This is a genomic window from Pusillimonas sp. SM2304 (genome assembly GCF_031628915.1).
Taxonomy (GTDB): Bacteria; Pseudomonadota; Gammaproteobacteria; order Burkholderiales; family Burkholderiaceae_B; genus Pusillimonas_C.
Map to the genome: position 1 here is coordinate 1,471,785 of NZ_JAVLUJ010000001.1, position 18,190 is coordinate 1,489,974.

Annotated in this window: 17 protein-coding genes; 15 read left to right on the plus strand and 2 right to left on the minus strand. The window is 62.6% G+C overall.

Translation table 11 applies throughout. The features are described 5' to 3' along the window. Positions 1 to 6 precede the first annotated feature (6 nt). From RE432_RS06770 to lipA, 5 genes are all read left to right on the plus strand, one after another. Entirely contained in the window at positions 7 to 870 is an 864-nt protein-coding gene (locus RE432_RS06770) for a D-amino acid aminotransferase (protein WP_310932525.1), read from the plus strand. A gap of 57 nt (positions 871 to 927) precedes the next feature. After that, the gene (locus RE432_RS06775) at positions 928 to 1,203 is read left to right on the plus strand and encodes a DUF493 family protein (RefSeq protein ID WP_310933041.1); all 276 of its coding nucleotides are present in this window, start codon (positions 928 to 930) and stop codon (positions 1,201 to 1,203) included. A 2-nt stretch (positions 1,204 to 1,205) separates the two neighbouring features. Further along, positions 1,206 to 1,922 carry a lipoyl(octanoyl) transferase LipB gene (gene lipB, locus RE432_RS06780; protein WP_310932526.1) on the plus strand — a complete coding sequence of 239 codons (717 nt, stop codon included), beginning with the start codon at positions 1,206 to 1,208 and terminating at the stop codon, positions 1,920 to 1,922. Between the two features lie 22 nt (positions 1,923 to 1,944). Then, positions 1,945 to 2,730 (plus strand): enoyl-CoA hydratase, encoded by a 786-nt coding sequence (locus RE432_RS06785; RefSeq protein WP_310932527.1) that lies wholly within the window; start codon positions 1,945 to 1,947, stop codon positions 2,728 to 2,730. A gap of 195 nt (positions 2,731 to 2,925) precedes the next feature. After that, positions 2,926 to 3,921 (plus strand): lipoyl synthase, encoded by a 996-nt coding sequence (gene lipA, locus RE432_RS06790; protein ID WP_310932528.1) that lies wholly within the window; start codon positions 2,926 to 2,928, stop codon positions 3,919 to 3,921. 52 nt (positions 3,922 to 3,973) lie between these two features. Here lipA and RE432_RS06795 read toward each other — a convergent pair whose 3' ends face one another. Further along, positions 3,974 to 4,894, minus strand: a complete 921-nt coding sequence (locus RE432_RS06795; RefSeq protein ID WP_310932529.1) for a LysR family transcriptional regulator — start codon at positions 4,892 to 4,894, stop codon at positions 3,974 to 3,976. A gap of 228 nt (positions 4,895 to 5,122) precedes the next feature. Between RE432_RS06795 and RE432_RS06800 the strand changes: the two genes are divergently transcribed. The 7 genes from RE432_RS06800 to RE432_RS06830 all read left to right on the plus strand — a co-directional run bounded on the left by RE432_RS06800 (position 5,123) and on the right by RE432_RS06830 (position 12,921). Then, a complete protein-coding gene (locus RE432_RS06800; RefSeq protein WP_310932531.1) occupies positions 5,123 to 6,739 on the plus strand; it encodes an ABC transporter substrate-binding protein in 1,617 nt (538 codons plus the stop codon). A 30-nt stretch (positions 6,740 to 6,769) separates the two neighbouring features. Beyond that, the gene (locus tag RE432_RS06805) at positions 6,770 to 7,747 is read left to right on the plus strand and encodes an ABC transporter permease (protein ID WP_310932532.1); all 978 of its coding nucleotides are present in this window, start codon (positions 6,770 to 6,772) and stop codon (positions 7,745 to 7,747) included. A 10-nt stretch (positions 7,748 to 7,757) separates the two neighbouring features. After that, entirely contained in the window at positions 7,758 to 8,696 is a 939-nt protein-coding gene (locus RE432_RS06810; protein ID WP_310932533.1) for an ABC transporter permease, read from the plus strand. Continuing rightward, complete coding sequence (locus RE432_RS06815) at positions 8,696 to 9,679, plus strand: ABC transporter ATP-binding protein (RefSeq protein WP_310932534.1); 984 nt, start codon at positions 8,696 to 8,698, stop codon at positions 9,677 to 9,679. The genes RE432_RS06810 and RE432_RS06815 overlap by 1 nt, the downstream gene beginning before the upstream one ends. Continuing rightward, positions 9,676 to 10,710, plus strand: coding sequence for an ABC transporter ATP-binding protein (locus tag RE432_RS06820; RefSeq protein ID WP_310932535.1), 1,035 nt, complete (start codon positions 9,676 to 9,678; stop codon positions 10,708 to 10,710). The genes RE432_RS06815 and RE432_RS06820 overlap by 4 nt, the downstream gene beginning before the upstream one ends. Continuing rightward, the gene (locus tag RE432_RS06825) at positions 10,707 to 11,840 is read left to right on the plus strand and encodes a M20 family metallopeptidase (protein ID WP_310932536.1); all 1,134 of its coding nucleotides are present in this window, start codon (positions 10,707 to 10,709) and stop codon (positions 11,838 to 11,840) included. The genes RE432_RS06820 and RE432_RS06825 overlap by 4 nt, the downstream gene beginning before the upstream one ends. A gap of 178 nt (positions 11,841 to 12,018) precedes the next feature. Further along, positions 12,019 to 12,921 (plus strand): SUMF1/EgtB/PvdO family nonheme iron enzyme, encoded by a 903-nt coding sequence (locus RE432_RS06830; protein WP_310932537.1) that lies wholly within the window; start codon positions 12,019 to 12,021, stop codon positions 12,919 to 12,921. Between the two features lie 69 nt (positions 12,922 to 12,990). Here RE432_RS06830 and RE432_RS06835 read toward each other — a convergent pair whose 3' ends face one another. Further along, positions 12,991 to 13,722 carry a Crp/Fnr family transcriptional regulator gene (locus tag RE432_RS06835; protein WP_310932538.1) on the minus strand — a complete coding sequence of 244 codons (732 nt, stop codon included), beginning with the start codon at positions 13,720 to 13,722 and terminating at the stop codon, positions 12,991 to 12,993. Positions 13,723 to 13,963: 241 nt separating this feature from the next. Here RE432_RS06835 and nirK point away from each other — a divergent pair, with 241 nt between their 5' ends. The 3 genes from nirK to RE432_RS06850 all read left to right on the plus strand — a co-directional run bounded on the left by nirK (position 13,964) and on the right by RE432_RS06850 (position 18,185). Then, a complete protein-coding gene (gene nirK / locus RE432_RS06840) occupies positions 13,964 to 15,442 on the plus strand; it encodes a copper-containing nitrite reductase (RefSeq protein ID WP_310932539.1) in 1,479 nt (492 codons plus the stop codon). A 169-nt stretch (positions 15,443 to 15,611) separates the two neighbouring features. Then, complete coding sequence (locus RE432_RS06845; RefSeq protein WP_409079820.1) at positions 15,612 to 17,195, plus strand: ABC transporter substrate-binding protein; 1,584 nt, start codon at positions 15,612 to 15,614, stop codon at positions 17,193 to 17,195. 15 nt (positions 17,196 to 17,210) lie between these two features. Further along, positions 17,211 to 18,185, plus strand: coding sequence for an ABC transporter permease (locus RE432_RS06850; RefSeq protein WP_310932540.1), 975 nt, complete (start codon positions 17,211 to 17,213; stop codon positions 18,183 to 18,185). Positions 18,186 to 18,190: the final 5 nt, after the last annotated feature.

An 18,190-nucleotide genomic window follows, 5' to 3' on the forward strand; every position in this document is an offset into this window, starting at 1 on the left:
CAGAACATGATTCCCAATGTCGATAACGACAGTATTGTTTACCTGAACGGCGAATACGTGCGCCTGGGCGACGCCAAGATATCCGTGCTGGATCGCGGTTTTATCTTCGGCGATGGCATTTACGATGTGGTGCCCGCTTATAACGGCAAGCCCTTTCGCATGGACGGCCACCTGGCGCGCCTGGAGCGCAGCCTGGCGGCCATCGACATCAAGGTGGACCTGACGCGCGGCGACTGGGAAGCCCTGGTGCTCGACCTGCTGAAGCGGTCGGGCCTGGGCGATTGCATGGTGTACATACAGGTGACGCGCGGCGTCGCCAAGCGCGATCACGCTTTTCCGGCCAATACGCCGGCCACGGTATTTTGCATGGTATCGCCGTTTGCGCGGCCCGGCGCCGACGCGCGCGAGCGGGGGCTGACGGCGGTGGGCATACCCGATATCCGCTGGCTGCGTTGCGAAATCAAGTCCGTGTCCTTGCTGGGCAATGTGCTGGCCAAGCAGCATGCGGTCGACGCCGGGGTGGACGATGTGCTGCAGTTTCGCGACGGCTATCTGTCGGAAGGCTCGGCCGCCAATATCTGGGTGGTCAAGGACGGCGTCCTGCTGGCGCCGCCGCGCAGCAACCTGATTCTGGAAGGCATACGTTATGGCCTGCTTGAAGAGCTGGCCGACGCGGCGGGCATACCCTTCAATGCCCGCCCCATTTCGCAGCAGGAAGTCGAGCAGGCCGACGAGCTGATGCTCTCGTCGGCAACCAAAGAACTGCTGCCCGTCACCACCTATGACGGCAAGCCGGTGGGAACGGGCAAGCCCGGCCCCGTGTACGCCCGCCTGCGCGAAGGCTACGACCAGGCCATTGCCGCGCTGTAACTTATCTATGTGTGCCCAGGGCGCCTGGCCGCTCCGGGCGCGAAGTGAAGTGTGATGATGCAAGCGATTCCACCCGAACAGTCTCTTATCGAGTATCCCAGCGACTTTCCCATCAAGGTGATGGGCAAGGCGCACCCGGATTTTGCCCAGACGCTGACTGATCTGGTGCGCCAGTTCGACCCGGATTTCGATCCGGCCACGGTCGAGATGCGGCCCAGCCGCAGCGGCAAGTACATCGGGCTGACCTTCACGGTGCGCGCCACCTCGCGCGAGCAGCTCGACAACCTGTACCGCGCCTTGCACGGCCACCACATGGTTTCCGTCGTGTTATAGCCATGGCGAACTGCACCTGGCTTCCGGGGCCGGCAGCGTACCTGCCGGTGTGGCAGGCCATGCGCGACTTCACCGAAGCGCGCACGCCCGAGACGCCCGACGAGATCTGGCTCGCGGAACACCTGCCGGTCTATACCCTGGGGCAGGCCGGCAAGCCCGAACACATATTGCATAGCGGCAATATCGAGGTCGTGCAGTGCGATCGCGGCGGGCAAGTCACCTACCACGGCCCCGGCCAGGTGATGGCGTACTGCCTGATCGACCTGCGCCGCCTGAAACTGTTTGTGAAAGAATACGTAGCCTTGCTGGAAGACGTGGTCATACAGGTATTGGGCGAACTCGGCGTAACAGGCGCTTGCCGCAAGGCGGGCGCGCCGGGCGTGTATGTGCCCGTCTCCAATCTGCTGCCCCCCTACCGCCTGGCGCCCCGGCCGGGCGACGACGGGTTGGCCAAGATCGCCGCGCTGGGCATCAAGATACGCAACGGTTGCGCCTACCATGGCCTGGCGCTGAACGTGGATATGGACCTGGCCCCCTTCCTGGGCATCAACCCCTGCGGCTACGAGGGCCTGCAGACGGTGGATTTGCAGGCTTGCGGCATACGGGCTACTGTTGCTGAAACGGGCGAACTGCTGGCATGTCGCCTGAATGCCGCATTCAGCGCCCAGCGGGACCGCATCCCGACTTCGCCGCCGGCCCTGGCGGCCATTCATCCCTAGAACATCAAGACGGAGACAAGGCATGGCAACGGAAAATAATGTGTTATTGACGGATACGGCCGATGGTGTGGTCACGCTGACGCTGAATCGGCCCGATCAGTTCAATGCCTTGTCGGAAGCCTTGCTGGCGGCCTTGCAAGACAGTCTGGCTGCCATTGCGCAAGATGACAGCGTCCGCTGCGTGGTCCTGGCCGCCAATGGCCGCGCATTTTGCGCGGGACACGACCTGAAGCAAATGCGCGCCAATCCGGATCAGCGCTACTACGAACAGTTGTTTGCGCAGTGCGGCCGCGTCATGCAAAGCATCGTCAATCTGCCGGTGCCGGTCATTGCCAAGGTGCATGGCATGGCCACGGCGGCGGGCTGCCAGCTGGTGGCCAGCTGCGACCTGGCCATAGCGGCCGATACCGCCAAATTTGCCGTTTCAGGCATCAACGTGGGGCTGTTCTGCTCGACGCCGGCCGTGGCGCTGACCCGCAATGTCTCGGCCAAAAAGGCGTTTGAAATGTTGATGACGGGGCAGTTCATCAGTGCCGACGACGCGGCGGCGCAAGGCCTGATCAATCACGCCGTGCCGCTGGACCAGCTCGATGCGCAGGTCGATGCCCTGGTGCAGACTATCTGCGCCAAGAGCCCGGTGGCGGTGCGCACCGGCAAGGGCATGTTCCAGCGCCAGCGCGTCATGAGCCTGGGCGATGCCTATGACTACGCGGGCCAGGTCATGGCGCAGAATATGATGGCCGAGGACGTGGCCGAAGGCATAGATGCCTTTACCCAGAAAAGGCATCCGGTCTGGAAGGGCCGTTGATGCGGCCCAGTAAAACCTGATCCGGCCACAGGGCGATTAGGCGAGGCGGGGGGCGGCGCGTTAAAATGCCTTTTTGTACCTGTTTACGCCTGATGGACGGCATGCTGGCCGCCCGCCGACGTTTTTTCAATAATGGGGGTGTGAAGCACGCCGCCATTTTTAGCGCGCAGCCGTGGTCTGTGCGCAGGAAATTGTATGACTACACCTGTTGATCAGTCTGCCGTCCGTAAACCTACCGTGCGTCCCGCCCCTTACGACCCCACGCAAAAGCAGAAGTCGGGCGACAAGACCTCGCGCATTCCCATCAAGGTGGTCCAGGCCGAGCGCCTGAAAAAGCCTGAGTGGATACGCGTCAAGGCCGCCGCGCCCGGTTCGCGATTTTACGATATCAAGAAGATACTGCGCGAGCACAAGCTGCACACCGTGTGCGAAGAGGCCTCGTGCCCGAATATCGGCGAATGCTTCGGCAAGGGCACGGCCACCTTCATGATCATGGGCGACAAGTGCACGCGCCGCTGCCCCTTCTGTGATGTGGGCCACGGCCGGCCCGATCCGCTGGACGTCAACGAGCCCGTCAACCTGGCGCGCAGCATTGCCGCCATGAAGTTGTCGTATGTGGTGATTACCTCGGTCGACCGGGATGATTTGCGCGATGGGGGGGCCGCCCACTTTGTGGAGTGCATCCGCCAGGTGCGCGAGCTGTCGCCCAGCACGCGCATCGAGGTGCTGGTGCCCGACTTCCGCGGCCGGCTCGACCGGGCCCTGGGCATCTTGAACGAAGGCCCGCCCGATGTCATGAACCACAACCTGGAAACCGTGCCCCGCTTGTACAAGCAGGCCCGGCCCGGTTCCGACTATCACCACTCGCTCAAGCTGCTGGCCGACTTCAAGGCGCTGCATCCCACTGTGCCCACCAAGTCCGGCTTAATGCTGGGCCTGGGTGAAACCGACGAGGAAATCCTGGATGTCATGCGCGACATGCGGGCGCACAATGTCGATATGCTGACCATAGGCCAGTATCTGCAGCCGTCCGAACACCACTTGCCGGTGTTGCGCTATGCCCATCCCGATGTCTTCAAGATGCTCGAGCGCGAAGCCTATGCCATGGGCTTTACCCACGCCGCCGTGGGCGCGATGGTGCGCTCGTCCTATCATGCCGACGAGCAGGCGCACCAGGCGGGCGTCGCTTAATTGAGGACCCGGCCGCAAGCCAGCAATAGCTGGCCGGCCTTGAGGCGCCGGGCTAAACCGGCGCCTCCAGCACAGTTTCATTCAATCGCCTGATCGAAAAGCTCAGGAACTGCTCGATCACGTCGGGCAGCATACGCCCCTGCATGACTTGCACCTGAACGGTGCGTGCGTGCATTTCCGGATTGAGCAGCGGGATGGCGACCAGCCGGTTGGCCTTCAGGCGCTGGAAAATCGATATATAGCTGGCAAACAGAATGGCCTGGCTGTCGCGCACATAGGCATGCAAGGCCTCGGCGTAATTGCTGTATACCTTGGGCTCCACCCACGTTCCCACCATATTCGATGCTAACTGATAGAGCTTGAAGGTCGACGACTGCTCGCCCGTCAGGGCGATGGGGTAGTCGGCCAGGTCGCGGATGTCCAGGCGCCGATGGCGCGCCAAGGGGTGGTCCTGGGACATGACCGCCAGGGCGGGGGCGCCGCGTGCATACAGCACTTTCACGGGGCTGGCCGGCGTGGTGGGCGTGGTACTGAAGGTCAGGGCGATATCGGCTTCGCCGGACTCTACCCGTTGGGTGGCCTGCTCGGCGCTGTCCACCCAGATGCGGAAGCGGATATCGGGAAACAGCCGCCCAAAATGCGCCAGCGTGCTGGGGACGAATTCATTGGCCAGACCTTGCGTGCAGGCGATGCGCAAGGGGCTGAGCCCGGCGTCGCGCAGGGCGGCGATCGATTCCAGCACCGTATCGGTTTCCAGCATGGAGCGGCGCACATGCCGCAGCAGGATGTCGCCGGCTTCGGTCAGCACCATGCCGCGCGCGCTGCGCAGGAACAGCGGGCTGCCGACGTCTTGTTCCAGCGTGGAAATTTGCCGGCTTATAGCAGAAACCGCAACATGTAAAGACTCGGATGCGGCGCTTAAGCTCCCTTTTAGGGCGACCTCGTAAAAATACCTAATCGCTAAGCTTTTCATGGTAAGTGATTGTTATTTAGAAGGATATTGTTTTGTTGCAAAAATGTTGCACGGGGTAAACCCTAGTATAGCTTACTAATATAAGCAAAGAGTTCTCGATTTATTGAAATTGTATAGAAAGAAAGCGACGTCTAGAATGTGCCTCTTTTGCTGCGTTGCCGCTCCCGCCGGACAGGCGTTGCGCGGTTCCCGTTTTTCTTTCCAGAGACAACCCTAAGGAAATCACGTATGTCGACGGTATATCCCACGATTAAAAAAATCGCTGTCGTAGTGGCCTGTGCCTTTGCCGGCATCGCCCAGGCGCAGACGCTCAAGATCGGTCTGGCGTCGGAGCCGACGGCGGTCGACCCGCACTATCACCAGACGACGCCCAACGAGGCGCTGGTCTATCACATTTTCCAGCCGCTGGTGGCCATGAGCCCCGACATGAAGCTGGAACCCGCGCTGGCCAAATCCTGGGAAGCTACCGACGAAAACACCTGGACGTTCAAGCTGGACGAAAAAGCGCAGTTTTCCAACGGCGAGCCTTTTACCGCCCAGGACGTGGTTTTCAGTTTTTGCCGGGTGCTGAACAATGAAACCGGCATCGGCGGCGGCGCCACCAATGCAGTGCGCCGCATCGTCAGCATCGAGACGCCGGACGAGCGCACCGTGTTGCTGAAGACGGCTGTGCCGCATCCCGTGCTGCCCAACGAGCTGGCCCGCATTCCCATGATCTGGAGCGGCATCGTCAAGCACGACGCGCTGACGTACGCGCCGCAGGAAGGCTGCGGCGTGACGTCGCCCTGGCCCACGGTCAATGATTTCAACAGCGGCGCCGCGGTGGTGGGTACCGGCCCTTACACGCTGAAATCCTATGTCAAGGGCAGCGGCATTGTGCTGGAACGCAATGAAAAATACTGGGGCAAGGCGCCGGCGTGGTCCGAAGTGCGCATGACGGCCGTGCCCAGCGCCGGTCCCCGTTTGACGGGCTTGCTGGCGGGCGATTTCGACCTGATCGAAAATCCGGCCGCGCGCGACCTGAAGCGCATCACGGAAAGCGGGTTCGGACACACCGTGAAGCCGTCGGTGCGCGTGATGTTCTTCCAACTGGATGCGGGCCGCGAACAAAGTCCGCTGGTCAAGTCCCCCAAGGGCGACAATCCGTTGCAGAACGCCAAGGTGCGCCAGGCCATGTCCCTGGCCATTGACCGCAAGACCATTGTGGCGCGCATCATGGACGGCGTGGCCGAGCCCGCCAACCAGTTCATTCCGCAAGGCATGTTCGGTTCCATCGAAGGCGCCCCCGCGCTGGAATACAACCCCAAGAAGGCCAAGGAGCTGCTGACGGAAGCCGGCTACCCCGACGGCTTCGAACTGACGCTGTCGGCCACCAATGACCGTTACATCAACGACGCCCAACTGACGCAGGCCGTGGCGCAATACCTGAGCCGCATCGGCATCAAGACGAACGTCGACACCATGACGCGCTCGGTGTACTTCCCCAAGCGCGCCAAGCGGGAAATGAGCGCTTCGCTGGGTGGCTGGGGTTCGGAAACCGGCGAAGCCGGCAACTTCCTGCAGTACTGGACCACCACGTTCAACAAAGAGCTGGGCGTGGGCAGCAGCAACTACGGCCGCTATTCCAACCCCGAGCTGGACAAGGTCTACCTGGAAGCCATGCGCACGCTGGATGACGGCAAGCGCAGCGAGCTGCTGCAGCAGGCCGTGAAGATGGCATTGGCCGATATGCCCAATATTCCGCTGCACTTCGAAAGCGGGCTGTGGGCCTATCGCAAAGGCATTGCCTACGAAGGCCGCGCCGACCAGCGCACCATGGCCACCGGCGCAACCCCGGCGCAATAAGGCACGGCAAGGCTGACGAAGGAGTAAGAATTGGCTCTGTTTATCGTACGCAGGCTGTTGCAAAGCCTGTTGGTCCTGCTGGCGGTCTCGGTGGTGGTGTTCTGTGCCGTGTATGCCATTGGGGATCCCATCGAGCTCCTTGTCAGTCCCGATGTCGCCCAGGCCGAGCGCGACGCGCTGATCGCCCGGCTGGGCCTGGATCTGCCGCTGTGGCAGCAATACGGCATTTTCCTGTGGCGCGCGCTGCACGGCGACCTGGGGAATTCATTTGTGCACGGCGTTCCCGCCGTACAACTGATCCTGCAGCGCTTTCCCGCCACGCTCGAGCTGGTCTTCGTGGCCATCACGCTGACCTGTGTGCTGGGCATCTCGCTGGGCCTGGTGGCGGGCCTGTACCGGGACCGCTGGCTGGGGCGGGGCATTATGGCCGGCTCCATCTTCGGTTTTTCCGTGCCCAACTTCTGGCAAGGCATGGTGTTCATCCTGCTCTTTGCGGTCTGGCTGGGCTGGCTGCCGGCATCCGGCCGCGGTCCTACCATTGAGGCGCTGGGTGTTCCGCTAAGCATTTTCAGCGCCGAGGGCTGGCGCCACATTGCCTTGCCCGCCGTCAACCTGGCCATTGCCAACATCGCTTTGGTGCTGCGCATGACCGCTTCGGGCGTGAGCGAGGCGCAAAGCCAGGACTATGTCCGCTTCGCGCGCGCCAAGGGCATCAAGCCGGGGCGTATCGTGCGCCGCCATATCCTGCGCAACATCCTGATCCCCGTCGTGACGGTCATCGGCATGGAGTTCGGCACCCTGATCGCCTATTCCACCATTACCGAAACGGTGTTTTCCTGGCCCGGCATGGGCAAGCTGCTGATCGATAGCGTGTACCAGCTGGACCGCCCCGTCATTGTGGCTTACGTGATGCTGGTGACCTTGCTGTTCGTGATCATCAACCTGGTAGTGGACATGCTGTATGCCGTCCTTGACCCAAGGGTCCAACTGCTGGAGCCCACTGCCTGATATGTCTAGCATGCTGACTGAAACTTCCAAGGCGGAAACGCCCGGCGAGCCCGCGGTGCCGCGCGTCACGCCTTTGCAACAGACGCCGCAGCGCGCGGGCATACTGCGCAAGCTGCGCGCCAAACCGTCGGCCAAGCGCTCGTTGATGGCGCTGGGCCTGCTGATTTTCTGTGTGATCGTGGCGCCGTTCTTTGCGCCGCAGAACCCTTATGACCTGTTGGCCCTGGATCTGCTGGACGGGCGCCTGCCGCCGGGATCCGCCAATTTCGACGAAACCATTACTTACTGGCTGGGCACCGACGCGCAGGGGCGCGACATGCTCAGCGCCATTCTGTATGGGCTGCGCATCAGCCTGTTCGTGGGACTGGGCGCGGTCCTGATTTCGGTGGCCATCGGCGTCACGCTGGGCCTGCTGGCAGCGTATCGCGGCGGCTGGATAGACACCGTCGTGATGCGCGCCGTGGACTTCATCCTGGGCTTCCCCACCATGCTGGTGGCGCTGGTGCTGCTGGCCGTGCTGGGCCGGGGCATCGACAAGGTGATTATCGCCCTGGTGGTGGTGCAGTGGGCGCACTATGCCCGCATCATGCGCGGCCGGGCCCTGCAGGAACGGCGCAAGGAATATATCGAAGCGGCGCAGAATCTGGGCTTTCCGGCCTGGCGCGTGATGCTGGTGCACCTGATGCCCAACTGCATCGGGCCGGTGATGGTGTTTGCCACGATCCAGATCGCCACGGCGATCACGCTGGAAGCCACGCTGTCGTTCCTGGGCGTCGGCGTGCCGGTGACGGAGCCCTCGCTGGGCCTGCTGATCGCCAGCGGCTTCGAGTATCTGCTGTCGGGCGATTACTGGATCAGTATCTTCCCGGGGATTGCGCTGTTGCTGCTGATTCTTTCCATCAATATCGCAGGCGACCGCCTGCGCGAAAGCCTGGACCCTCGACGCTGATGAGTACCTCTCCTGTTTTACTGGACGTGCAAGGCCTGCAAACGGCCTTTCATACCGAGGCCGGCGCCTGGCTGGCCGTGGATGGCGTGGACCTGACCGTCAAGCGCGGTGAAATCCTGGGCCTGGTGGGCGAATCGGGCTCCGGCAAGTCGGTGACCGGCTTCTCGCTGCTGGGCCTGATCGACCCGCCCGGCGAAGTGGTGTCCGGCTCGGTGCGCTTTAACGGCAAGGAGTTGCGCGGCCTGCGCGAAGAACAAATGCGGGCGCTGCGCGGCGACCGCATTGCGATGATCTTCCAGGACCCGCTGATGACCTTGAACCCGGTGCTGAAGGTGGGCGAGCAGATGGCCGAGGCCATTTATACCCACTATCCCCGCGTATCGCGCGACGAGATCCGCGCGCGCTGTACCGAGGCGCTGGGCCAGGTGGGCATCCCGTCGCCTGCCAGCCGGCTGGACAATTATCCCCATGAGTTCTCGGGCGGCATGCGCCAGCGCGTGGCGATTGCGATCGCCATGCTGAACAAGCCCGAGCTGATTATTGCCGACGAGCCCACGACCGCGCTGGACGTGACCATACAGGCGCAGATTCTGTTCGAAATGCAGAAACTGTGCCGCGAGCAGAACACGGCCATGATCTGGATCACCCACGACCTGGGCGTCGTGGCCGAGCTGGCCGATCAGGTGGCGGTGATGTATGCCGGCCGCATTGTGGAGTACGGCAGCGTGGAGCACGTGCTGGCCAACCCGGTGCACCCTTATACCAAGGGCTTGATGGAGTCCATGCCGGGCGCTGCCGCGCCGGGCGCGCGCCTGGCGCAGATTGAAGGGATGGCGCCCACCCTGACCAGCCGCGAAACCGGCTGTCCTTTCCGGCCGCGCTGCCCACGGCGCGGCGATCTCTGTGCGCAACAGGCGCCCGAGGTCACCGCAAGGGGCGAACGCCGCTATCGCTGTCATTACCCCCTGGAGGTGCAGGCATGAGCGACGCACCCGTCATACAGCTGCAGGACCTGCACAAGCAGTTCTGCAAGAAACCCGACCTGGCCCAGCGCCTGTTCAGGCTGGCCGGCCGGCATATCGACAATCCCACCGTGCATGCGGTGAACGGCGTGGGCCTGGACATCCGCAAGGGCGAGGTGCTGGGCCTGGTGGGTGAGTCGGGCTGCGGCAAATCGACGCTGGGCCGCATCTTGGCCGGCCTGATCAGGCCCAGCCAGGGCCAGGTGCTGTTCAATGGCCGCGATGCGTCCGCGCTGCAAGGCCAGGACAAGCTGGACTACACGCTGGGCGTGCAGATGATTTTTCAGGACCCGCAGGCTTCGCTGAATCCCAAGCAGCGTCTGCATCAGATCCTGGCCGAAGCACTGCACGTGCACAAGCTGGCGCCCCGGCGCGAGATCGCAGAGCGTGTCGACCAGGCTTTGCTGGAGGTGGGGCTGGACCCCGAGTACCGCAATCGCCTGCCGCACCAGATTTCCGGAGGGCAGCGCCAGCGTATCGGGATCGCCCGGGCGCTGATGGTGCAGCCGCGCTTCCTGGTGTGCGACGAACCCGTCGCGGCGCTGGACGTATCGATTCAGGCCCAGGTCATCAATCTGTTCATGGACCTGCGCGACCGGCACGGCTTTACTTATTTGTTCATCAGCCACGACTTGGGCGTGGTCCGGCATATTTCCGACCGGGTGGCTATCATGTATCTGGGCAAAGTGGTGGAAATCGCCCCGACCCGCGAAGTCTATGCGCAGGCGGCCCACCCCTATACGCAGGCCTTGCTGGCGGAAATGCCCGACGTCAAGCGCCGGCAGCGCAAGTTCATCCCCATCAAGGGGGAGATCCCGTCGCCGCTGGCGCCGCCGCCCGGCTGTACTTTTCATCCGCGCTGCCCGCATGCCATGGATATCTGCCGCCAGCAGGCGCCCGAGCTTCGGACGATCGGATCGGGCCATCAGGCCGCATGCCACCTGCTGCAGGCCGGCGACAACGACATTATCACTAAGAACGGAAGCTTATGACCCGCCCTGACATCGATACGGCACCCTTACTTGACTTGATTGAACGCTGGGTTCGCTTTGAGTCGCCCTCATACAGCCAGGGGGCCCTGCAGGGCATGGCGCAACTGATTGTGGACGATGCGCGCGCCCTGAAGCTGAATGCGCAAACCAGTTCCATGGGCTCCGAGGGTGCGCCGCTGGTGCATATCCATAACCGCCAGGCGGGCGACGAGCGCCCCGGCATCCTGGTGCTGGGCCACTACGACACCGTGCACCCCATTGGCACCTTGGAAAAGAATGCCTTGCGCCGCGAGGGCGACAAGCTGTATGGCCCGGGCATCTACGACATGAAGGCCGGTATCTGCCTGGCCCTGATAGGCCTGGCGCGGGCGCAGGAGCAGGGCGGCACGCCCTTGCCGGTGGATTTGGTGATTCTGCCCGACGAGGAAACCGGCAGCCACCGCTCACGCGCCCACATCGAGGATTTTGCCCGCAAGTCGCGCTATGCCCTGGTATGCGAGCCGGCGCGGGCCGAAGAAGGGCGCTGCGTGACCGCGCGCAAGGGCACCGGTTTTGTGACGGTGAAAGCCCATGGCCGCCCGGCGCACGCCGGCATGCAGCATCAGAAAGGCCGCAATGCCATCGAAGAGATTGCGCATCAGGTGTTGGCCCTGCAGGCCATGACGGACTATGAGCGCGGCGTGACCGTGAACGTGGGGGTAATCAGCGGCGGCACCACCGTCAACGTGGTGCCCGAGCATTGCGAGATACGTGCCGATTTCCGCCTGCCCGACCCCCAGGCCGCCGACGAACTGCGTGCCAAAGTGGAAGGGCTGCGCGCACGCGTTCCCGATGTGGCCCTGGATGTCAATTTCGAGCTGAACCGGCCGCCCATGCCGCGTACCGAGGGCACCGCGGACTTGCTCCAACGCTGTCAGGCGTATGCCGCCGCGGCAGGCCTGGCCTTGAACGAAGCCCCCATGACCGGCGGCGCCAGCGATGCCAACTTTACCGCCGCGCTGGGCCTGCCCACGCTGGACGGGCTGGGCGCCGATGGCGATGGCGCCCACACCCTGTACGAGCACATTCTGGTTTCGACGCTGGCGCAGCGCCAGCAGTTCTGGGTGAATACGCTGCAGGGCCTGCAATAGCCAGGCTGCCTGAGTTGCGTCGGGCCGCAGCCGTGGTTTGCAAAGCCGCCCATAAAGAAGGCGGCTTTGTTGTATTGGGTGCATTGCTCTTTGCGCTGCCGCAAAGACGGGGTGGGGGAAGGCGCGTTCAATAGAGGTGTAGCGCCGGGTCTCCGGCAAGCACTGAAAGGTTAGCCCCATGCGTTTCCCCGCCAGATTCGTTTCCAGGATCGTTCTACTTGCCATGATGGCTGCCCTGGCAGGCGGGTGCAGTCGGGGCGGCGACCAGGCCCTGATCGATAAGGCCGCGACTGAGCAGGCCGGGACAAGCGGACTGGCGTCCATTCAGCCGGGCGAGCTGCATTACTACCCGCCCGGCGAATACCTGAAAGGCGGCTACCCGGCCAATCCCCCGGAAACACGGGTGCGATTCGACCGCGCGTTGCTCATCATGAAGCGCCAGGTCAGCCAGGCCGAATACGCCGAGTGTGTGCGGGACAAAGCCTGCAAGCAGCTGGGCAAGGATCAGCGCGGCGCGGTGGCGCCCGACATGCCGGTGGTGGGCGTCAGTTGGCGCGATGCCACCGACTATGCCACGTGGCTGTCCCGGAAAACAGGGCATCACTACCGCCTGCCGACATTTGCCGAATGGGTGCATGCCGCCGGGCCGGACTACCAGGAAGACGTGGTGCTGCAGGCCTTCGATCCGGCCGATCCGGCCCAGCGCTGGCTGGCGGAATACAAACTGGAAACGCAGCGCCGCACGGTGGTGGACGCCGTCCCCCGTCCTTTTGGCAGTTTCGGCCAGAATGAGGCGGGCGTGCAAGATATGGTGGGCAATGTGTGGGACTGGACCGATACCTGCCATAGCCGCACAAACCTGGATATCGCCGAAGACGGCGATACGGCGGCAGGGCGGAACTGCGGCCTGCGCGTCGTGGCCGGCCCGCACCGCAGTGTGATTACCGACTTCATCCGGGACCCCAAGGGCGGGGCCTGCTCGGTGGGCATCCCGCCCAGCAACCTGGGTTTCCGGCTGGTGCGCGACGATAGCGCAGGCGTGGCCGAGCCGAGCCTGCGGCAGAAGCTGGGTATCGGCTAAACCGGGGGGAGTGATGGGGCAGACTTGCCGGGCGCGGCCATGCCTGCCCCGGCATGGAGGAAAAGGGGCTTAACCCGCCTGCTTTTCAGAGGCTTTGGCGGCGGGGTGCGCCCCTTCGGCCAGGCGGATCAGTTCGTTCAGGTCGGACACCACGATGCGCTTGCGGCCGCTGCTGACTAGGCCGCGCTCTTTCCAGGCGCTGAGCAGGCGGCTGACCGTGTGCAGTGTCGTGCCGGTCATTTCGGCGATGTCTTGCCGGGTAATGGGGAAATTGATCAGTATGCCTTCGTCGGTCTTTTCGCCTGACTCGTCGGCCAGACGCAAGATGGCCCGGGCAACACGCTGTTCGACCTCTTCAGTCGACAGTTCACGGATGCGCGAGTGGGCGTCCTGCAGGCGCTGTCCCACGGTCTGCAGGGCATTGGAGGCAAAGTGCGGGTTGCCCGATACGAACTGATCCCATTCGGACGATGGCCAGGCCAGGGCAATGCTTTCCTGTACGGCCACGGTCGAGGCGGGGTAGTGGCTGCGCCGCATGGCGCGCGCAATGCCGAACACATCGCCGGGGTTGACGTAGCGCACCACGACTTGTTCGCCGTCGGGGGTGACTTGCACCACTTTAAGGTGGCCGTGCAGCAGGACGAAAAATCGCGTGGCTTCTTCACCTTGGTGGAAAGCGGCATCGCCGTCGGCCAGGCGGCAGACTTGGGCATTTTGCAGGGCCGCGTCCAGGTCGGCGTCGGGCAAGGCTTTGAATAGATCAAGGTTCTTGATCAACGACCGGCTAAGCTGTGAAGGCATTGGAAACCTCTGCGGTTGGCAATCTTTCGATTCTACCATCGGCGTGTGGCAGGCATTTGTCTACATCCTTGATTCTTCGCAACAGTTTCAGGATGGCAAGATGCGGCTTACGTTGTATCTACGCATAAACCCCTATTTATCTACGCGCGAGTTTGCGCTGCAACAAAGAAGGAACCCCTTCCGGAAGGTCAAATGGAGCTGTGGACATTAATGAAGTCACTGACTAGAAGGGAGTTGCAAAATGAAAGCGTTCCGTCCGACCTTGATTGCCGCGATGATGACCGCCTTGATGGTGGGCGCGCCTGCCTGGGCCGCAGACTTGGCCGATAAGCTGGACCGCGTCAAAGTGGATCTGGTTGCCCCGCCCATGGTGCATGCACACGAGCAAAAAGCCACCACGGGTCCCAAAGTGCTCGAATTCACGATGACGATAGAGGAAAAGAAAATCGTCATCGACGACAAAGGAACCACGCTGCAGGCCATGACCTTTGACGGTTCCATGCCGGGCCCGACCATGGTGGTGCATGAAGGCGACTACGTGGAAATCACGCTGGTCAATCCGGCCAGCAATGCCATGCCGCACAACGTGGACTTCCACGCCGCCACCGGCGCGCTGGGTGGCGCCAAGCTGACCGATGTGGCCCCCGGCGAACAGGCGACCATGCGCTTCAAGGCCGACCGCAGCGGCGTCTTCGTGTATCACTGCGCGCCCGAGGGCATGGTGCCCTGGCACGTGGTGTCGGGCATGAGCGGCACCTTGATGGTGTTGCCGCGCGACGGCCTGAAAGACCCGGAGGGCAATGAACTGAAGTACGACCGCGCCTACACCATCGGCGAGTTCGACCTGTACATTCCCAAGAACGAAGACGGCACGTACAAAGACTACGCGTCACTGGCCGACAGCTACGCCGACACGGTTGAAGCCATGCGCAAGCTGATCCCCACGCACGTGGTCTTCAACGGCAAGGTCGGCGCCCTGACCGGCGAAGGCGCCATGAAGGCCAATGTGGGCGAAACCGTCTTGATGATCCATTCGCAGGCCAACCGCGACACGCGTCCCCACCTGATCGGCGGGCACGGCGACTGGGTCTGGGAAACAGGCAAGTTCGCCAACGCGCCTGAAAAGAACCTGGAAACCTGGTTCATACGCGGCGGTTCGGCGGGCGCGGCCTTGTATACCTTCAAGCAGCCCGGTGTGTATGCCTATGTCAATCACAACCTGATCGAGGCCTTCGAGCTGGGCGCGGCCGGCCACTTTGTGGTCGAGGGCAAGTGGAACGATGATTTGATGAAGCAAATCAAAGCCACCGGTCCCATCACCAAGGAAACCGCCGCCATGCTGGAAGCGCGGGCCAAGAAACTGGCGACGGCCAAGTCGGCTTTGACACCGGCGCCCAAACAGGCGGCCGCCGCGGCGGCCCCGGCCAAGCAAGCCGCCGCCGCGCCTGCCAAGCCGGCAGCCAAGAAGGTGGCGTCGACCCACCCCGATGGCGAGAAGCTGTACAAGACGGCTTGTGTGGCCTGCCACAGCACGGGTGTCGCGAATGCCCCCAAGCTGGGCGACAAGACGGCCTGGGCGCCGCTGATCGAGAAAGGGATGGACTCGATCCTCGAGGTGGCCATCAAGGGTAAGGGCGCCATGCCGCCGCGGGGGGCGTCATCGGCCGACGATGCGACCTTGCGCGCCGCCGTGGAATATATGATCGGCTCGGTGCAGTAAGGAAAGTGTAAAACGATTCTGACAATCCCTATTACTTTTCATCGGGAAAACACGGATCATTTAAAACCCTATAGCTCGCTACACTCGCTCCATGTCTTTGGCATGGAGCTTTTTGCTTTTTTAGTGTTTGGCTTACCCGTTTAACTACATCGTATAAAGGGCAGCACACATGAAGTCAATTCGAAAAACCCTCCTTCTGTCGGCCATGGCCGCCTGTTTTCTGGGCGCTGCCGGCATGGCGCAAGCGCGCGACCTGACGATTGCATTGCGTTCCGAGCCCAGCTCCATGGACCCGCAATTCCACTCGCTGACGCCCAATACGCAACTGTCTGAAACGCTGTTCGATCCGCTGGTGCGCACCGACGGTACCGCCAAGCCCATTCCCTCGCTGGCGGAATCCTGGACCGTCGACGGCGACGTCTGGACGTTCAAGCTGCGTCCCGACGTCAAATTTGCCGATGGCTCGCCCTTCACCGCCCAGGACGTGATCTTTACCTATGACCGTGTCCCCAAGGTGCCCAACAGCCCGTCGTCGTATTCGCTGTATCTGAGCAGTGTCGACAAGGTCGAAGCGCCCGACCCGCATACCATCAAGATCACCACCAAAGGCCCTTCGCCGGTCCTGCTGGCCAACCTGTCCATGGTGCCCATCATGTCGCACAAGGCGGCGGCCGGCCCCGCCCCTGAAGGCAAGACCACGGTCGAGCTCAATCGCGGCGACGGCCTGGTGGGCACGGGCCCCTACAAGTTCGTGTCCTGGAAGCGCGGCGCTGAAATCGTCTTCGAACGCAACGAGCACTACTGGGGCGAGAAACCCGCCTGGGACAAGGTCATTTATCGGCCCATTTCCAATTCAGCGGCGCGTGTGGCGGCGCTATTGGCAGGCGATGTCGACGTGATCGAAGACCCGCCCACCGATGACCTGCCCAAGCTCAAGAACGACAAGAATCTGTACGTGCAGGAAACACCTTCGGTCCGGGTGATTTACCTGGCGCTGAACCAGGGGCAGGAAGTCCCGCCCGGCATGTCGGGCACCGATGGCAAGAACCCGCTGACCGACAAGCGCGTGCGCCAGGCCCTGTCGCTGGCTATCGATCGCCAGGCCATTGTAGAGCGCATTATGGACGGCGTGGGCTTGCCCGCGGCCAATCTGCTGGCCTATCCAGCCTTCGGCACGTCTGAAAAGCATTCCAAGGTGGCGCCGGCGGACCCCGAGCAGGCCAAGAAGCTGATGGCCGAAGCGGGCTATCCGAAAGGCTTTACGCTGTCGCTGGGTTCGCCCGACGGCCGCTACACCAACGACAAGCGCATTGCGCAGGTAGTGGCATCCATGTGGGCGCGCATCGGGGTCAAGACCGATGTCGAAACCATGGCGCCGCCTGTGTTCTTCAAGCAGCGCAATGCGTTTGCATTCAGCACCTATCTGGCGGGCTGGGCGGCCAGTTCGGGCGAAATGCTCAATCCGCTGAATTCACTGGTCGTCACCAAAGATCCGACCAAAGGCCTGGGTACCACCAACTGGAGCAAATACTCCAACCCCGAGATGGACAAGCTCGTGGCCGAAGCCTCTAAAACGCTCGACGACGACAAGCGCTCGCAACTGCTGCAACAGGCCGGCGACATGGCCATGGAAGACTACGGCATTCTGCCGCTGCAGTTCGAGCTATCGGTATGGGCCATGAAAAAAGATATCCGCTACGGGGGCCGTGCCGACCAGATGACCTTGGCCCAAGACATGACACTGGCCCAATAAGGGGCAGCGGAACCTGTGCTAGCGACTATTGTCCGTCGGTTACTGCAGACGCTGGTCGTGGTGCTGGTCATGTCGGCCCTGGTTTTTGCGGGCCTGTATGTGGTGGGCGACCCGGTCAACATGCTGGCCAGCCCTGAAGCCACTGACGCCGAGCGCGAGCTGATCCGTCAGTCTTTGGGGCTGGACCTGCCCTTGTGGCAGCAGTACGGAATTTTCCTGGGCAAGGCGGCCCACCTGGATTTCGGCAGCAGCTTCCTGACCGGCGAGTCGGCCATGCACCTGATTCTGGAACGCATGCCGGCCACGCTGGAACTGGCCACGCTGGCCATGTTCCTGTCGCTGGTGATCGGCGTCCCGCTGGGCGTGTATGCCGGGCTCACGCCCAACAGCAAAGGGGCGCGCAGCGTCATGGCCGGCTCTGTGCTGGGGTTTTCGCTGCCCAATTTCTGGGTGGGGCTGATGCTGATCATGCTGTTTGCCGTCATGCTGGGCTGGTTGCCGGCGGGTGGGCGCGGGGCGGTGGAAACCTACGGGCCCATACAGCTCAGTATTTTCAACTGGGCCGGTTTCAAGAACTTGATTCTGCCGGCCGCCACCATCGCCACGGCAAAATGCGCCTTGATCATCAGGGTGACCCGCGCCGCCACGCGGGAATGCCTGCCGCAAGACTACATCAAGTTTGCGCGGGCCAAGGGGCTGCGTGAACGGCGGGTGCTGGGTGTGCATTTGCTCAAGAACATCCTGATCCCCATTGTGACCATCGGCGGGCTGGAATATGGGCAGGTATTTGCGTTTGCCGTGGTCACCGAAACGGTGTTCTCGTGGCCGGGCATGGGCAAGTTGCTGATCGATTCCATTATTACGCTGGACCGGCCTGTGGTGGTGGCCTACCTGATGCTGACCGTTGTGTTCCTGGCCACCTTGAATTTGCTGGTGGATATTGCCTATACGGTGCTGGACCCGCGGGTAAGGATGGGGGCGTCAGCATGACCAAA

What these genes read in the sequence shown, in the direction of transcription:
- RE432_RS06770 (WP_310932525.1), top strand. Translation starts at nt 7, where the DNA reads ATGATTCCCAATGTCGATAACGACAGTATTGTTTACCTGAACGGCGAA.
- RE432_RS06775 (WP_310933041.1), top strand. Translation starts at nt 928, where the DNA reads ATGCAAGCGATTCCACCCGAACAGTCTCTTATCGAGTATCCCAGCGAC.
- lipB (WP_310932526.1), top strand. Translation starts at nt 1,206, where the DNA reads ATGGCGAACTGCACCTGGCTTCCGGGGCCGGCAGCGTACCTGCCGGTG.
- RE432_RS06785 (WP_310932527.1), top strand. Translation starts at nt 1,945, where the DNA reads ATGGCAACGGAAAATAATGTGTTATTGACGGATACGGCCGATGGTGTG.
- lipA (WP_310932528.1), top strand. Translation starts at nt 2,926, where the DNA reads ATGACTACACCTGTTGATCAGTCTGCCGTCCGTAAACCTACCGTGCGT.
- RE432_RS06795 (WP_310932529.1), bottom strand. Translation starts at nt 4,894, where the DNA reads ATGAAAAGCTTAGCGATTAGGTATTTTTACGAGGTCGCCCTAAAAGGG.
- RE432_RS06800 (WP_310932531.1), top strand. Translation starts at nt 5,123, where the DNA reads ATGTCGACGGTATATCCCACGATTAAAAAAATCGCTGTCGTAGTGGCC.
- RE432_RS06810 (WP_310932533.1), top strand. Translation starts at nt 7,758, where the DNA reads ATGCTGACTGAAACTTCCAAGGCGGAAACGCCCGGCGAGCCCGCGGTG.
- RE432_RS06815 (WP_310932534.1), top strand. Translation starts at nt 8,696, where the DNA reads ATGAGTACCTCTCCTGTTTTACTGGACGTGCAAGGCCTGCAAACGGCC.
- RE432_RS06820 (WP_310932535.1), top strand. Translation starts at nt 9,676, where the DNA reads ATGAGCGACGCACCCGTCATACAGCTGCAGGACCTGCACAAGCAGTTC.
- RE432_RS06825 (WP_310932536.1), top strand. Translation starts at nt 10,707, where the DNA reads ATGACCCGCCCTGACATCGATACGGCACCCTTACTTGACTTGATTGAA.
- RE432_RS06830 (WP_310932537.1), top strand. Translation starts at nt 12,019, where the DNA reads ATGCGTTTCCCCGCCAGATTCGTTTCCAGGATCGTTCTACTTGCCATG.
- RE432_RS06835 (WP_310932538.1), bottom strand. Translation starts at nt 13,722, where the DNA reads ATGCCTTCACAGCTTAGCCGGTCGTTGATCAAGAACCTTGATCTATTC.
- nirK (WP_310932539.1), top strand. Translation starts at nt 13,964, where the DNA reads ATGAAAGCGTTCCGTCCGACCTTGATTGCCGCGATGATGACCGCCTTG.
- RE432_RS06845 (WP_409079820.1), top strand. Translation starts at nt 15,612, where the DNA reads ATGAAGTCAATTCGAAAAACCCTCCTTCTGTCGGCCATGGCCGCCTGT.